We start from the raw sequence: 16463 nt of genomic DNA on the forward strand, positions 1-16463 counted from the left end.
TTTTTCCTTGCATTACTAAAGATAATCAATTCCAAACTTTTCAATGCCAATCAATTATATATATTTACAAGAAATTGAGTTGTGCAACAGGCACAATGTGTATGACGAATCTACCATGACGGCTACTACTGAAATGAAAGAAGGGGTTATTTCTGTAGATCCACGTGATGTTGAAGGTGCTGTGTATTATATGCCTGTACCTAAATCTCCTCACGGACTGGATGTCGATCCATCGGGTCAGTACATCATCGGTAACGGTAAATTATCAACTCAGCTAAGTGTGTATTCTTTTGAAAAAATTCAAAATGCAATTCAAAACAAAGATTTTGATGGTGATGCTTATGGCATTCCAATCTTAAGCTTTGAATCTGTCCTTGAAGGTGTCGTAGATAGCGGTGGATTAGGCCCATTGCATACAGAATTTGATGGTAAGGGTTATGGTTATACGACCTTCTTTATTTCCTCAGAAGTGGTAAAATGGAAATTGGGAACCTGGGAAATTGTGGATAGGAAACCTACCTATTACTCCGTTGGACACTTGATGATTCCTGGGGGTAACTCCAGAAATCCTTATGGTAAGTATATGATAAGTTTGAACAAAATTACCAAAGACAGATATTTACCCACAGGACCAGAACTCGAACACTCAGCCCAGTTGTATGATATTACTGGTGAAAAAATGGAGTTATTGTCAGATTTCCCAACTCACGGTGAGCCTCACTATGCTGCAGGGATCCCAGCTGAGAAAATCAAAGCGCAATCCAAAAAGTATTATGAGTTAGAAGAAAACAATCACAAATATGCAGTAAAAAATGAAGCTGACACTCGGGTTGAACGCAACGGAAACGAAGTTCACATCTATGCAACAACGGTAAGAAGTCACTTTGCTCCAGATAATATTGAAGGTATAAAAGTGGGAGACAAAGTGTATTTCCATATCACAAACCTTGAGCAGGATTTTGATGTTCCACATGGATTTGCAATGATTGGAGCCAATACCTCAGAAATATTAGTCATGCCTGGACAGACTAAAACTATTATCTGGGAACCTAAACGCGAGGGGGTATGGCCTTTCTACTGTACTGATTTCTGTTCTGCACTTCACCAGGAAATGCAAGGTTATGTAAGAGTTTCTCCTGAAAACAGCAATACTAAACTACGCTGGTCACTAGATGACGAATGGAGAGAGTAATACAGGTTAACACCACATTTTAATTACTTAATTCGGGGCGAGTAGATTCTCTGCTCGCCCTTTTTTAATAAAAATCATACTATGAAAACGGCAAGTATCACGATGATTATTGGTTCTGCCCTATTGTTTGGATTGTTTTTTTATCCACTTTGGAGCATTAGCCTTGAAGCACCTCAATACCCGAGTGGCATAGGCATGTATATTCACCTTGACGGACTTGAAGGTCATGAAAAGCATGATATTCAAAATATAGATGGGCTTAACCATTATATAGGCATGCGTAAATTACCAAAAGATGATGAAATGTGGGAGTTTTCTGTATTTCCCAAAGTCGTTGGTGGCATGGCTATATTGGGCATTATCATTGGAATTCTAGGCTTTTTTAAAAAAATATCTTACAACTGGTTTTTAGGATGGCTTATTCTTATGCTTGTGCTAGGTGTTCTAGGCATGATCGATTTTAATAACTGGATGACCGATTACGGTACTAATTTAGATCCTAATGCCATCATGAAAATGACAGATAAAGAAGGCAATCCATTAAGTTATAAACCACCATTGTTTGGCTCAAAAGATATTTTAAACTTCACTGCTCATTCCTATCCAGCTACGGGTGCCATATTGATGGGCCTAGGGATGTTCCTCACCTTTGCGGCTTATATCATCGGACTTAAAAAAGCAAAATAACATGCAAAAATATATTATTTTAATCCTATGCTGTGTTGCTTTAGCAGCCTGTGATAAATCTGCAAAACCCATTTCATACGGAGAAGATCAATGTGACTATTGCAGCATGAGCATCGTACAAAAAACGCATTCAGCCCAGATGGTGACTGAAAAAGGAAAGCAACACAAGTTTGATGCTGTTGAATGTATGGTGAATTACATTAAGCAAGAACCGAAAAAGTTTGAAAATGCTACTTTGCTTGTGGCTAATTATAATCAGTCCGGCGAAATGATTCCTGCTGAAAATTCAGCCTACTTGATCAGTAAAAGTTTACCAAGCCCAATGGGAGCCAATTTAACTGCTTTTGCAACAACAGCTGAGGCTAAAGAAGCACAAAAAAAATTAGATGGTAAAGTATATCAATGGAATGAACTTAAAAAAGTCATCAATAAAGATAGTCATCAAAGTCGATAGAATGAAATCAAGTTTCTTACTCTTATGCCTGATCACAGCTTTAAACTTCAGCTATGCACAGAACAGAACCCTGGAGGTTTGTGCTAATGATTGTGAGTTTACTTCGATTCAGCAAGCAGTCGACCAGGCAAAACCCGGGGATTCTATTTTCATTAAAAAAGGAATTTACAAAGAACACGATATTTTCATCAACCGGAAATCGCTTCATCTCTACGGTGAAGAAGGTAGCATAATAGATATCGACAATAACGGCTACGGGATTAAGGTGGAAGCTAATGATTTTAGCATCACTAACCTGACTATAAAAAACGTTGAAGTAAGTTATACCTCGGATTATGCGGCGATTTACCTTTTTAAATGTGACAATTTCAAACTAAAAAATATCACTTTAAAAAAAGCATTCTTTGGATTTCTGATTGAAAAATCCAACAATGGCATTATCGAACAAAACGATATTTCTGGTATTGGTCAATCTGAAGCAAGTTCTGGAAACGCCATTCACCTCTGGAATTCAAAAGAGCTGGATGTACGAGATAACAATGTTTATCATATGCGAGATGGGATTTACATCGAATTTGGGAGCAATAATGTTTTTGAGAATAATACAAGCCATGACAATATGCGCTACGGACTGCATTTTATGTTTTCCGATGATAATCGCTACAGTTATAATACGTTTCAAAACAACAGTGCTGGTGTAGCAGTTATGTTTTCTAAACACATTCAAATGAACAATAATGTCTTTAAGAAAAATTGGGGCACAGCCTCTTATGGTTTATTACTAAAGGAAATCAACGATGGCGAAATCTACCACAATACTTTTGAAAATAACACAACAGGTATCACGGCAGATGGTTCTACCCGAATAAACTACTACGAAAATGACTTTATCAACAATGGTTATGCGGTGAAATTCATAGGGGGTAGGCTACAAAAACAAGTTTTACAAAAATAATTTTCTTTACAACAACTTTGATTTAAGCTACTCTGGAAGACTGAACAATAATAGCTTTGATACCAATTACTGGAGCGATTACACAGGTTACGATTTAGATAAAGATGGCTATGGCGATGTGCCTTACCGCCCTGTAAAATTGTTTAGCTATCTGGTAAACCAAACGCCCGAAAGCATTATTTTATTGAGAAGTTTATTCATAGACATTATCAATTTTTCTGAAAAGGTAACCCCCGTTTTCACCCCAAAAAACCTTACCGACCAACAACCCTTAATGAGCGAAGTACAATGGTAGAATTTAAAGATATACATAAAAACTTTGGTAAAAACGACGTGCTTACAGGCATCAATTTAACGATTCAGGATGGTAAAACCACAGCCATTTTAGGTCCTAATGGTTCCGGAAAAACCACCTTAATCAAAATATTGCTTGGGATGTGTCATTCAAATAAAGGAGATATTTTAATTGGTGACTCCACTACCAAAAACAATTGGTCTTATAGAAAAAACATTGATTACCTCCCTCAAATCGCCAATTTCCCGGGAAATATAAAAGTGAAAGAAATCATTGCGATGATCAAAGACTTGAGACATCAAAAAACTCGTGATGAGGAGTTGATCACGTATTTTGAATTGAAACCCTACCTAGACACCAAGCTGAGTCATCTTTCCGGTGGCTATAAACAAAAAGTGAACCTGGTGCTTAGTCTTATGTTTGATAGTCCATTTGTTATTTTGGATGAACCGACTTCAGGCTTAGATCCTCTGTCTTTAATCAAGCTAAAAGACCTGCTCAAAAAAGAACAAGACAATGGGAAAACCATCCTGATCACGTCTCACATCATGAGTTTTGTAGAAGAAATTTCAGACCACATCAGTTTTATTTTAGACGGAAAAGTCTATTTCGATGGAAGTATAGATGAATTAAAATCAACAACCCAAGAAACCGATTTTGAATACGCCATTGCTAACTTATTAAAAAACGATCATGCTTAAAATTTTAAAATACAGTTTTTTTGACTTGACAAGAAGCCGCTGGAGTTATGTGTATTTCCTGTTCTATCTGCTGTTGAGTTCGGTGTTATTATTCTTGAATAACGATTTGTCGAATACTATTATCACACTGCTCAATGTTGTGATTGTTCTAGTGCCGCTCATCGGCACTATTTTTGGGGTGATGTATTATTACGATTCGCAAGAATTTACAGAACTCCTTTTAGCACAGCCCATTAAAAGGAAGTCCATATTTTTGGGTCAGTACCTGGGTGTTGCCACTTCCCTATCTTTAAGTGTATTGTTGGGCCTTGGGATTCCCTTTGCCTTGTATGGTTTATTTCAATCCAATGTTATTTTTGATTTTTTAATCTTGATTGTCGTCGCTGTTTTTTTAAGCTTCATATTTAGTGCTTTGGCTTTTAATATTGCTTTGTCCAATACCAATAAAATTAAAGGTTTTGGGTATGCTATTTTAGTTTGGTTGTTTTTAGCAGTCATCTACGACGGTGCCTTTTTAATTGCCCTCATCTATTTCCAAGAATACCCTTTAGATAAGTTTACTTTGGTTGCTACCTTATTTAACCCTATCGATTTATCGCGGATTTTAATCTTGCTAAAGCTCGATATCTCCGCTTTACTGGGTTATACAGGAGCCATTTTTAAAGACTTTTTCGGAACTATTACGGGGAGTATAGTGTCTTTAGGCGTTTTGGCAGTATGGGTGGTTTTACCGTTATGGCGAATGCTCTACGTGGCTAAGAAAAAAGATTTTTAAATAAAAACGTCAGCACCAAGACCTCACAGTCCACAAAACTTTGGGGACTGTGAGGTCTTATTCCAAATGAAGCATAAGAGAATTTTACTATGACTTCAACTTGATTCAAATCATAAATTAAGGGTACTTATAGTTGTAATTTCACCTTAAATTAATACATATAACGTTATGACCTTAATAAAAGATAAAACAGTAGCAGAATTGGTTAGCGAAAATATCAACACGGCTCATGTATTCAAAAAACATGGTATCGATTTTTGTTGTGGTGGTGGCATCAGCATCTCCAAAGCTTGTGAAAAAAATCAAGTAGAACTAGATGAATTAATTGACGATTTAGACAATCTGAAGGATAAAGGCAGAACCTATGACTATAAAAAGTGGGACTTGCATTTTCTAGCACAACATATTGAAAATGTACATCACAGTTATGTAGAAGAAGCTATCCCAATATTGATCCAGTATACCAATAAAGTTGCTGATGTACACGGCGGAACCAACCCAGAATTAATCCAAGTTAGAGATTTATTTGCTGAAATAGCCAACGAATTAACTCAACACATGAAAAAAGAAGAGCTGATTCTATTTCCATTTATAGCCAAAATGGAAAGAGCGATGAAAAACGGCGACAAAATTGACCGACCTCACTTTGGAACGGTTGAGAATCCTATTGCCATGATGGAAGATGAACATGAAGCCGCAGGAGATTTACTTAAAGAAATAGCTCTCATAACAAACAATTACACCTTGCCAGAACATGCCTGTAATACCTATCGGGCCATGTTTCATAAACTACAGGAATTTGAAAACGATTTACATTTGCACATACATTTAGAAAATAACATTCTTTTTCCAAAAGCTTTGGCCATGGAGAAAAGTATCTTTTCATAGTTTGTTTTGATGATGACCCTAAAACAGTATTTTATAAGTAGCTTTTTATATTTACTTGTCACCGCTGTTTTAGGGTTTTTTCTTAGGCTCGAAGCCACTCCATTGGAATTGGATGTTATAAACCACTACAACTATGTGGTGCATGCGCATTCACATGTAGCCTTATTAGGCTGGGTCTATTTAGGTTTAAGCAGTTTTATCGTTTATTTTTTTGTTTTAGAATCCAAAGTCAAAAAACATTACACCAAAATTTTCTGGGCAACTCAGGCTTGTTTAATCGGGATGCTTATCGCCTTTCCAATTCAGGGTTATGCTTTAGTGTCGATAACATTCTCCACCTTATTTCTGTTGGTAAGTTATGTATTCTTCGGATTTATTCTTAAACGTACGCAACCTGAATTCAAATCAAAAAAATCATTCCTTCTCATCAAGCACGCCTTGTTCTATATGGTATTATCGTCAATTGGACCCTGGGCCTTAGGCGTGATTATGACGACTTTAGGCAAAGCCTCGATGTGGTATAAATTAGCGATTTACTTTTACCTCCACTTCCAGTATAACGCCTGGTTTATCTTGGCCGTAATAGGCCTCCTGGTGTTCATTCTGGAGAAATATCAATTCAAAATTGAAACCCAGTCGTTTACAAAATTTGTATACCTCTTTCATATAGGAATCCTCGGCACTTTTTTCTTGTCTACCCTATGGGCAAGCTCACACTGGACTTTGTATCTGTTTAGCAATCTGGGAAATCTGTCTTTATGGCTTGGTTTATTTTATTTAGGGAAATCGATTAAAAAGCCGACTGAATTTTTTTACGGAGAATTACCTCCACAATCTAAATTTATCCTGAAGTTTTTAGGCCTCGTTTTCATCTTAAAACTGATCATGCAAACCTTGAGTGGGGTTCCTTTTTTTGCTGAAATCGCCACTGCCAACTTGGATGTGGTCATTGGGTATTTGCACTGGTTCTTCTTAGGCTTCGTCAGTTTGTTTTTAGTGTTTCTGGCCTCCTACCTGAATTGGATCAGGCTTTCAAATCTTAGCCTTAGCCTGTACATCATCGCCTTTCTTACTACAGAATTTCTGATTTTCTACCGCGCTGGCAGTGCAGTCTTTAGCTGGCATTATTTACCTCATTTAAATACCTATTTAGCACTGGCTTCTTTCTTATTTAGTGCTGCGGTACTTATAATTTTATACCAGACCCTGTTAATCCGAAAAAATCAAAATCAGTTGACTTCCAAAACGGCTTAGATCAAGCTTTAGCAGATTTTTATTTGTGAGCTTAGTATCTCTGCGAGGGATTTCATCTTCATAAAATAGCTTTTCAAAATCACATCCTGTGCTAAAAACCATAGACCAACGGCTTCATGATTTAGTTAACGTATTTTACACGAGTAAAAATGAATAGGTATCTTAAATTCAGTTGAGATTAAGATCACACATTCACCCCAAACAAATAGCCTACCAGAGCCGATAAGCCCATGGCAATAGAGCCCCAGACCAGTATTCTCAAGATAGCTTTTAGAACATCGGATCCACCTGTTTTTGCCGAGACAGCGCCCAGGATAACCAGGGAGACACTAGTGAAACCGTATAAGTAATATTCCATCAGATTCATGGGTGCGAAAATGGTGACCAGCAAGGGTAAAGCCCCTCCAAAAGCAAATGCCACACAAGAGGTTAAAGCAGCCTGAATAGGTTTGGCCTGATTGATATCGTTAATACCCAGCTCATCTCTCACATGAGCTCCCAAAGCGTCGTTTGCCGTCAATTCTTCGGCAACCTTAAGCGCTGTTTCTTTTTTCAGTCCGCGTTCTTCATAAATTTTGGCCAGCATCTGTAATTCCAATTCAGGCATCTCTTCCAGTTCTTTTTTCTCTCGTTCAATATCGGCTTTTTCGACATCGGTTTGAGAACTCACAGACACGTATTCTCCGGCAGCCATAGACAAAGCTCCGGCTACCACACCAGCAGTAGTGGCTAGCAAAACAGGATCCCGTGTTACACTTGCGGCGGTTACCCCAATAGCCAGACTTGCTGTCGAAATAATGCCGTCATTTGCTCCCAGTACTGCTGCGCGCAACCAATTGCTGCGTTGCACATAATGCGCATCTAGGTAACTATCAATGTTTTCAGCATCCTTATCCGCAGATACCTCTGTTGTTTTGTTATTTGCCATGGCCTTTCTTAGCGAGATTCGTTAGATCAGTTATTCATCGATATTAAACGCCTTCAACTTATTGTTGGCTGCCCTAAGCTCTTCCTGTAAATCATCGATTTGATGCAGTAAATTATGTATCACATCGATGCCTTCTATATTGATATTCAACTCATAATGAAACTGAATGGCTCTTTCAAGGGTTTTCAGCTGTTCGTTTAAAATGTATTTTTTATCCTCCACCACTACGATTTCAATGACACCATTTTCATTCAGGGCCTCGATAAAGGAAAAATTGATATCACAGTTGGAGCAGAATTGTTCAACGAGTATCATTTTATTGGTTTCCATGCGTTCTGAGGTTTTGTAATTCTGTTAGAAGTTCTTTTTCTTTTTCGGACAGGTCTGTTGGTAATTTCACCTGATAGGTTACAAACAAATCACCAAACTCATTTTCCTTTTTATACACGGGAAAACCTTTACCCTTTAATTTGACTTTTGTGCCGGGTTGGGTTCCTGGAGCTACCTTCAGTTTGACTTTGCCGTCGAAGGTATCTATCATGACATCACCGCCAAGGAGAGCCGTGTAGAGATCTATCTCTGCTGTGGTATATAAATGCTTTCCGTCTCGTTTAAAATCGGTATTGTTTTGTATGGAAAAGGTAATGTATAAATCACCCTTTGGTCCTCCATGAGGACCCGGGGCACCATGTCCACTTATTTTTATCACCTGTCCGTTTTCAATACCCGCCGGAAATGTTAAACGGATTTTTTTGCCATTCACAGTCAGGGTTTGCTGTTGTGAGGTATAGACGTCTTTTAAATTTAATTCTAACTCAGCGTTTAAATCCTGACCTCTGTACCGGGTTTGTCCGGTTCTTCTTCCCTGGCGACTTCTGCTGCCCTGACTACCAAACATGGATTCAAAAAAGTCTGAAAAATCTCCTGAAAATTCCTGCTGATCTGAATGCCCACCAGCTGTTCGATAGGCCTGTTGCTGTTGCCTTTGTTGCTGCTGAGCTTTTTTGAATTCATCTGCGTGTTTCCAGTCCTTACCGAATTCATCGTATTTTTTTCGATTTTCAGGATTACTCAACACTTCATAAGCCTCACTGACCTGTTTAAACTTGGTTTCAGCCTCCTGGTTGTTGGGGTTCAAATCCGGATGATATTTCCTGGCCAGCTTACGGTAAGCCGCTTTAATTTCCTTTTCGGTAGCCTTTTTGGAAAGGCCTAAAATTTTGTAATAATCAATAAATTCCATAGTTGATAGTTGAATTTGATTACTAATCCCCTGTTTCAAAGTTAGATACTTTGTTTCAAAACCTCTTAAGTTTAACTCATAAAAATTTAAGGACTACATTTAAATACCTTAGAAATCAGAAGCATTTGAATAGGTACAAAGATCATATGCCTGTTATTCCCAAAACGGATTGGGCCAGACTTCGCAGGATTGCTGCGCCTCATGAATGTCATGGAATGCTGCAAGTTGGTTTTCAGTCAATTTTTCCTGAATCCAATTAAATACTTCTCGTTCTTCCAGGCGGATATGCTTCTGCAGCAGTTCATAAATCGCTTTGAAATCTGCATAAGACTTAGCCTGGATTTCAAAAAGAGCCTGTAAGCTACGGTGCTGTTGTTTAGCTTTCTTTACCAAGGCCTGTTCCTCATCAACTCTGGGAAACAGATGTTTTTCTTCCATTGCGAAATGAGGAACCAGATGATGTTTCCAAAACCAGGCGGCATAGGCTTCCATAGCCTGAAGCTTTGCTTTTTTGGCTACCCCTTTCTGCAGGCGCAAGGCAAAAATAAGCCCGTCATGGTGTTCTCTGCTCAGGTTTTTTAAAGCTTCGTGGCGTTTTATAGGTGCATAAGTCATAGTTTGAAAATAACTAAAAATTTTAAACAACTAGTCCATCGCCTTTGACTTTCTATGCATATACATCTGCATAAAAATATGAGACGCCATGTTTCTGGCGTTGTTTTTTGCCCGATTGGCCAATTCGCCGGCAAAATAATCGTCTACGGTTTCAAACCAGAGGTTTAACCAAACTCCAAAATGTTTTTGTTCGATGCTTTCGTTAAAATCCCGGTCAACACGTTGATGGACCAGTTTAGGATTGCCTTTATAGTTGCGTTTAAAAAATAAATTGGTTTCCCAGAAATCGGTTAATTTCTCAAGATGCGCATCCCAGTCTTCAATGCTTTCATTAAAAAAATAGCTAATCTCTTCGTTTTGACGAACTTTTTTATAGAACTGATGCACTAATTTGGAAACATCATCCCTTGTTTTCAAATCTGTTTTCATGTGAAAAAAATATAATAGGCAATGCTAAGCACGCTTGACAATACACTGAAGACTTGGAGAAAAAAAACCATTTTAGATTTTAAGCCAACCAAAACGGAGGCATTATAAATCATGGCGGCAATAACAATCCAGCTTAAGTGGATGACATGGTATACAGAATTACCATCTGCCAAAATCATCATAGCGGCAATAGATCCCAGGCAACTGGAAACAATGATGCCCAAAATGGAATTGGCCATATAAAACCTTTCAAAATCTGTAGATAATCGTTCAATAATGTTCATGTTACTTTTTTTTACAAATTACAAAGTCACATGAGCACTAGTTATGATTTGAATCAGGTTGGCTTAATTCAGCCCTTTATCTGAAGATTTTACGCTTTTTAATTTGGATTTCATTCTTTTTTTCCAGGGCCTTGCATGCCCGTATTACCGTCTCTACCCGCAAGCCGGTAAGGTCAGCAATTTGCTGACGTGTTAAGTCTACTTCCAGGACGTCTGTTGAATCCAGCTCATGGATATGCTTTTTGGTATAGTCCAGTAAGCGCAGGATACGGTGTTCGGGTTCCTGAGATGAAATTTCTGAAGCCATAATCGCTTTATAATAGAGTCGGGAGGCCAATACTTCTGAAATTTTAAGATGTGTGTCGGGGTTTTGTTTAAGCAATTCAAAAAAAATATCTTTTGGTAAGCGGTATAGTTCAACATCTGTGATCGCTTCAGCTCCGGCAGGGTAAGCCACATCTGCAAATAAGGGAGGCTCACCAAAACTTTGACCTGCATAGAAAATACCCTGGATGAACTCCTTACCATCCCGGTTGACGTTATTCATTTTTACCTCACCGGATTTCACCTGATAATAGAACTGGGCTTTACTTCCGTAGTCAAAAATCGTATTGCCTTTCTCTATTTCAATGAGGTCGGCATTGAATTGTTCTAATAAATGCACATCAATCATAAGAATTGTTTTATCAACATTAAAGATGCTAATTTTTCAGGTCATAAGACCACATAGAAAAAATTAAAGCAGGATTTCAAACTTAAAACTCAATCTCTAGAGTTGCATACCAGTTTCTGGGGGCGGAAGGAATAATACCCGGTCCGGGATAGCCTGTTGCTCTCCTGGTAAAATAGGCTTCATCCAGAAGATTATTAACCCCTGTTTCGAGTTTAAAATTTTTATAGCGGTAGGACATAGAAAAATCAAGCACATCGTACTGCGGTATTTCACCTATAACGCCGCTTAAGCCCGCCTCAACAGAATTGGTCGCATCTGTAAACTGATCTGATAAATACGAGTACTGTATACTTGCTCCAAAATTTTTGAACGCAAATCTGGCTCCGGTTTTCAGGTTGAGGTCAGGGACGAATTCAACATTGTTCCCCTCTATTCCCGGGCGTTGAGAATTGGTGTATTCTGAATTGATTACTGAAGTATTGACAAAATAATTCAAACTATAAGATGAACCTAAGCTAAAAATCTTTTTCAGATTAAAATCAAATAAGGACTCTACGCCATAGATCATGGCGTCGCCTACATTTCCACGTTCACTAATTATTCGATTATCGTCCAAAACCTTTTGTACGAATCCAATTCTGTCTCGATAAGCCAAAGCAAATGCACTGGCGTCATACGAAAGGAAATTATTAAAGTTTCCCCTTAGACCTAAATCGGCTGTAAAGCCTTCTTCATCGGTGATATCGGGATCCACAGAAAAAGCGGGATTGCTGATATTGATATCGGAAAAGGTAACCGAGCGGTAATTTTCTGAAATGTTGGCATACATTTCTATATCATCAATCGGCTTATAGCTTAAACCAAGGCCTAAAAGCACAAACGAACGTTCAAAACTTCGCTGATCCGGAATGGTCCGGTCATCGATAACGTTTCCGGCCGCATCGGTGTTGATACGTCTGAAAAATCCATCGCTTTCCGTTTTAATGTATTCAAACCTGAAACCAGGGGTTACTGAGAATTTGTCGTTTAGATAAAAAATATTTTCGCCGAACACAGCCACATTTGTATTGGGTAAATCGAATTCGGATTGGTTGGGATAGCCCGGATATTCGTCATTTCTAAAACTAAAATCAGGACCAAATCCATCAGAACCAGCTCCCTGCTGTTCCTGGTTATCCGAATCGTAATATTTCGCTCCAATCAAAAAAGTGGCATCGCTTTCAAATAATTTGTATTCACTCAACAACCGAGTTTCAAATCCGAAATTGCTGAAATCACTCACAATCAAATCACGCTCCTGGTCAGGATCGATTTGGTTGACTCTGTTGGTTCTGAAGCCTAACGCATTTCTTTCAGCATTAAGACCAAAGAAATTGAAGGTGAACTGGGTTTGTTTTGAAAATTCGTGTTCTAATTTTAGATTATAAAGCAGCCAATCCACCTCAAACCAGTTGCGCTCCCGGTTGCTTTGGTAAGGATCTTCAGAAAACATCGCATCGGTTAAACCACCGCCTTGCTGGGCGAGATAATTCATGTAGGTGACTTCGCCAGTCAGTTTTGTTTTTTCGTTAAATTCATAGCCCAGATGCGAAAACAGGTTGATGGATTCATATTCAGAGTTGGGCCTGAACCCATCACCCCGCTTATAATTCATGTAGGTATAATAACTCCAGTTGCCTTTGGTACCACTTAGGCTGGTGAAATTGGTGTAAAGTCCAAAACTGCCGGCTGTATTGCGCGTAACAACTTCAAGCGTCTTATACGGATTAGGTTCTTTCATAATGAAATTGACAAGCCCGCCAAACTGAGTTCCATATTGAAGTGAAGCCGCTCCCCTTATGATTTGTATCTGTTGTAAACCTTCAGACGCCGGGGTATAATAACTTTCAGGATAACCTAAAACATCGGCACTAATGTCATAACCATTTTGTCGCGTATTGAAATTGGCTGTCCGGTTCGGATTGAGCCCCCTGCCCCCTATATTAAGCTGTAAGCCGCCATCGTCATTCTGAAAAATATTTAAGCCGGCAACCTGACTGTAAATTTGCCTGGCATTGTTGGTTGCCAGGTTGGCCATGGACTGGTCAACCTGAATAACTTCGGTCTTCTTACCAGCATAGATGGCCGTACCTTCCACATCTTTAAGACGGTTGAGTGTAAAAACTTTTTCTTTTTGAGCGATGATTTGAACTTCAGAAAGCTCTTCAGACAAAGCTTGCAGTTCAACCTTTAGTGAGGACGTTTCAGTCGGATCGATAGTCCGTTCAAGAATTTCGTACTGAAGTCCGTAGAAAATTAAATTCAACTCGGGTTTTGTGGTTTCAAACTCAAAATAGCCCAAGGCATTGGTTTGTGCTAAAATGCCTTTTTCCTTGTCGTAAACATTGACCGACTTCAGTGGTTTTTGGCTGGCTTTTTCATAAACATAACCTTCAACCGTATAGGTCTGAGCACGGCCCAGGACTGAAAATAAAACCAAAACTATTACTATACTAAAGTCCTTTAATGTCATCTTTGAAGGGTAGTATCCAGCTTTTGGGCTGGAATGATTCGTATTGTTTTAATAAATCTACATCGGGGTCGATATAAGGCTGACTTCTTCTGCCATTGAGCGCTACATAGCTTTCTACATAAATTTCAATGGGCTCATGACCCTGGGCCTTAAATTGCTCCCCCAGGAAATGGGCATATTCCAAAATAAAATCGGGTTGTGTACTCATTTGTTTTTCCTGAAATGAAGATAAAAAATCTGTATTATCCACATAAAAATAGGTGTTTTCCTTAGGGTTCACCACCTTGAAATTGGCATAACCTCGCTTCTCCATCAGCATCACTCGCCACGAAAACCGGTAGCCTTCCTCTCGCCAAAACAATTCGCTGGGATATAAGGCATATCTGAATGGTAAAAGCATTTGAATGACAAAAAAAACAAGCAAACCAGAGACTATTAATTTTTGATTTGAATATTTAAACGTTCCTGTAGCAATGGGTTTCGGTTTTATGCTGAACAGCTTTAAAAACTCTTGAATGCTGTGAATGATTTTATGATGCACTTTAGGGTCAAAAAACACCAAACTTCCAATGATCATGATATACGGAAACATTCCTATGGGAAAAAGGACACGCGTAAACACATGGAAAAACACAACCAGTACAAAGGCTAAAATTCGGGTTCTTTTATAGAGGAGCAGCAACGGAATGAACAGGTCGTATAGCATTCCAGACCAGCTCATAGCGAAGTGAAACCACTCCTGCTGCATGAGATTTCCACCGATAAACGGCAGATCATATTTAGAGGGCAGCCATATTTTCAAGGGCATGGCCTTAAACAACCAGTCGCTGTTGAGCTTTGCTAAACCCGCATAAAAATAAACCAGAGCCAGTAATAATTTTATAGAGTCGATAGTCCACTGGGGTATGAGCAGGTACTGCTTCTTTTTAAATAGAGTATCGATAGAATAAAAAGCACTGGCCGGTAAAAAAATCATTAAAAAACTGACTAAACTTATAAAGTAGTAATGGTTGAGATAAGTCGTCTTATCCATGAGTTCTATGTAGGTAAAACTCAAAAAAAACAGAATGATAGCCAGACGGTATTTCAACCCCAGCGCCACACATAAAGCAGAGAGTCCACAAATGATAAAAATGAGATAAGTCCAGTCGCCAACTGGTTTTACCCATTCAAAACCGTAGTAAGAAAAATGAAATTTCGGATCCAGGTAAAGCTTTTCAATCCAGCCATAACTCCAAAAACGAATAATGCTAATAAACATCATCAAACCAAAACCAATCCTAAAAACCGCTAAAGGTGCGGCTGAATTTTGCTGATTGAAATAGGCTTTAAAGTGCTTTAACATAGGTAAAGAAAGGGATTTTCAAAACTATGAAAATCCCTTTTTAAATTTAAAATTAGATAGCTTATAAATGATTAGTCTCCATCTGCATCAACATAATCTACACTGATGTCTAAGGCCTGAAGCATATCAACTTTCAGTAACACAACTGCCAGCTGAATGATGTCAAAAGTCTCGGTCATCGCGACATTATTGGTTTTCACCTGTTCAGCAAAACTTTCGTTCAGGGTGTTTATTTTGGTTCGGGCTGCAGTGTACTGAGACGTGATGGAGGCACTTAAGTCTTCATTTCCGTTGATAGAATTCAGGTAATCAGCTAAACTCCTGCCATCACTACCACTCTGATAAGCGCGTCCAGTAAAGAAATCCTGAATAGCGTTCATAGCCTCCAAAGCCAGGGCTTTAGAGAAATCATATTTATGATAAGCTTCTACGCGATCCGGTAAAGGGTTTTGAGAAAAAACACCTGCCGGAATACCAAATTTATTGGCTCTGAACCCTTTTTCATAATAATAAATGAAATCATTCACAACCAAATTGATAGAGCCCGTAGCCGTATTATCTGTACTGCTCACAAATGTATCCCGATAGCTATTTTTCCAGTCCTCCAGAACCGTTTGCGTTAAAGTTTGCATTCTATCGGTCAAATCGGACAGATAGATTTTGCGTTTATCAGCTGAAGCAGAGGTCGTATAAAATTCCACCACTTCCGTTTCTGTATTTCCTACACCATAAAGCATATAATCTAAAGCCGGGAAACCAACAGCATCATTATTGTTGACACTTGACAAATCATAATCTTGAGATTCGATATTGTTCTGGATATCCTGAATGTTTGTAGGGTAGACATTCATCTGAAAAATGTAGTTGATGTTTTCAGCCATACCCACATTAAACATCTCAGCATACTGCCAGACTTTATAAGCATCCTGCCATGCCGTTCTTAAGTTGGCAAGGTTTGCAGGCGTTGGTTCAGCCATAAAAACCTCTTTTTCAGCTGCCAGGATTTCAAGTTTGGAATTCAAATCCTCGTAAACGGGAATGATGATGTTATCGGCCCAGTTGATGAGCATTGCGGAACGATCAAAGTTATCTGTTTGATTATCATTTCCACCAGAAGCATCATCATCTGAACTACAGGAAAACATGAGTACAACAACTGTAAATAAGGCTAAAAATGTTCTCTTAATCATATGCTTATTTTTTTTGCAAATATAAAAGTAAAGTGAGGTTTGC

Annotated in this window: 16 protein-coding genes and 2 pseudogenes; 8 read left to right on the plus strand and 10 right to left on the minus strand. The window is 38.6% G+C overall.

Annotation, left to right across the window (positions count from 1 at the left end):
* Positions 1-91: 91 nt before the first annotated feature.
* The 8 genes and pseudogenes from BLP81_RS05740 to BLP81_RS05775 all read left to right on the plus strand — a co-directional run.
* Positions 92-1192: pseudogene (locus tag BLP81_RS05740) on the plus strand (Sec-dependent nitrous-oxide reductase); the annotation flags it as partial.
* An 81-nt stretch (positions 1193-1273) separates the two neighbouring features.
* Positions 1274-1879 carry a hypothetical protein gene (locus BLP81_RS05745; RefSeq protein WP_093366921.1) on the plus strand — a complete coding sequence of 202 codons (606 nt, stop codon included), beginning with the start codon at positions 1274-1276 and terminating at the stop codon, positions 1877-1879.
* 1 nt (position 1880) lies between these two features.
* Positions 1881-2333 carry a nitrous oxide reductase accessory protein NosL gene (locus tag BLP81_RS05750; RefSeq protein WP_093366924.1) on the plus strand — a complete coding sequence of 151 codons (453 nt, stop codon included), beginning with the start codon at positions 1881-1883 and terminating at the stop codon, positions 2331-2333.
* 1 nt (position 2334) lies between these two features.
* Positions 2335-3583, plus strand: a pseudogene (locus BLP81_RS05755) (nitrous oxide reductase family maturation protein NosD).
* Positions 3577-4284, plus strand: a complete 708-nt coding sequence (locus tag BLP81_RS05760) for an ABC transporter ATP-binding protein (protein ID WP_093366928.1) — start codon at positions 3577-3579, stop codon at positions 4282-4284. Before BLP81_RS05755 ends, BLP81_RS05760 begins: the two are co-directional and overlap by 7 nt.
* A complete protein-coding gene (locus BLP81_RS05765) occupies positions 4277-5059 on the plus strand; it encodes an ABC-2 transporter permease (RefSeq protein ID WP_093366931.1) in 783 nt (260 codons plus the stop codon). The genes BLP81_RS05760 and BLP81_RS05765 overlap by 8 nt, the downstream gene beginning before the upstream one ends.
* A gap of 168 nt (positions 5060-5227) precedes the next feature.
* Positions 5228-5947: an iron-sulfur cluster repair di-iron protein gene (gene ric, locus BLP81_RS05770; RefSeq protein ID WP_093366933.1), complete on the plus strand. Its 720-nt coding sequence runs from the start codon at positions 5228-5230 to the stop codon at positions 5945-5947.
* A gap of 9 nt (positions 5948-5956) precedes the next feature.
* Positions 5957-7201 carry a hypothetical protein gene (locus tag BLP81_RS05775; protein ID WP_245686421.1) on the plus strand — a complete coding sequence of 415 codons (1245 nt, stop codon included), beginning with the start codon at positions 5957-5959 and terminating at the stop codon, positions 7199-7201.
* A gap of 184 nt (positions 7202-7385) precedes the next feature.
* Here BLP81_RS05775 and BLP81_RS05780 read toward each other — a convergent pair whose 3' ends face one another.
* The 10 genes from BLP81_RS05780 to BLP81_RS05825 all read right to left on the minus strand — a co-directional run bounded on the left by BLP81_RS05780 (position 7386) and on the right by BLP81_RS05825 (position 16420).
* Complete coding sequence (locus BLP81_RS05780; protein ID WP_093366937.1) at positions 7386-8129, minus strand: VIT1/CCC1 transporter family protein; 744 nt, start codon at positions 8127-8129, stop codon at positions 7386-7388.
* Between the two features lie 30 nt (positions 8130-8159).
* The gene (locus tag BLP81_RS05785; RefSeq protein WP_093366939.1) at positions 8160-8459 is read right to left on the minus strand and encodes a chaperone modulator CbpM; all 300 of its coding nucleotides are present in this window, start codon (positions 8457-8459) and stop codon (positions 8160-8162) included.
* Positions 8446-9372, minus strand: a complete 927-nt coding sequence (locus BLP81_RS05790) for a DnaJ C-terminal domain-containing protein (RefSeq protein WP_093366941.1) — start codon at positions 9370-9372, stop codon at positions 8446-8448. The genes BLP81_RS05785 and BLP81_RS05790 overlap by 14 nt, the downstream gene beginning before the upstream one ends.
* 153 nt (positions 9373-9525) lie before the next feature.
* A complete protein-coding gene (locus tag BLP81_RS05795) occupies positions 9526-9987 on the minus strand; it encodes a hemerythrin domain-containing protein (protein WP_093366943.1) in 462 nt (153 codons plus the stop codon).
* A 30-nt stretch (positions 9988-10017) separates the two neighbouring features.
* Positions 10018-10416 (minus strand): group III truncated hemoglobin, encoded by a 399-nt coding sequence (locus BLP81_RS05800; RefSeq protein WP_093366945.1) that lies wholly within the window; start codon positions 10414-10416, stop codon positions 10018-10020.
* The gene (locus BLP81_RS05805; protein WP_093366947.1) at positions 10413-10700 is read right to left on the minus strand and encodes a hypothetical protein; all 288 of its coding nucleotides are present in this window, start codon (positions 10698-10700) and stop codon (positions 10413-10415) included. The genes BLP81_RS05800 and BLP81_RS05805 overlap by 4 nt, the downstream gene beginning before the upstream one ends.
* Before the next feature lie 76 nt (positions 10701-10776).
* Positions 10777-11373 (minus strand): Crp/Fnr family transcriptional regulator, encoded by a 597-nt coding sequence (locus tag BLP81_RS05810; protein WP_093366949.1) that lies wholly within the window; start codon positions 11371-11373, stop codon positions 10777-10779.
* Positions 11374-11455: 82 nt separating this feature from the next.
* Positions 11456-13885, minus strand: coding sequence for a TonB-dependent receptor domain-containing protein (locus BLP81_RS05815; protein ID WP_093366950.1), 2430 nt, complete (start codon positions 13883-13885; stop codon positions 11456-11458).
* Positions 13866-15230 (minus strand): HTTM domain-containing protein, encoded by a 1365-nt coding sequence (locus BLP81_RS05820; RefSeq protein ID WP_093366952.1) that lies wholly within the window; start codon positions 15228-15230, stop codon positions 13866-13868. The genes BLP81_RS05815 and BLP81_RS05820 overlap by 20 nt, the downstream gene beginning before the upstream one ends.
* 71 nt (positions 15231-15301) lie before the next feature.
* Positions 15302-16420, minus strand: a complete 1119-nt coding sequence (locus tag BLP81_RS05825; RefSeq protein WP_093366955.1) for an imelysin family protein — start codon at positions 16418-16420, stop codon at positions 15302-15304.
* Positions 16421-16463: the final 43 nt, after the last annotated feature.

The sequence above is a fragment of the Psychroflexus sediminis genome, from assembly GCF_900099815.1.
In the GTDB taxonomy this organism is placed as follows: Bacteria; Bacteroidota; Bacteroidia; order Flavobacteriales; family Flavobacteriaceae; genus Psychroflexus; species Psychroflexus sediminis.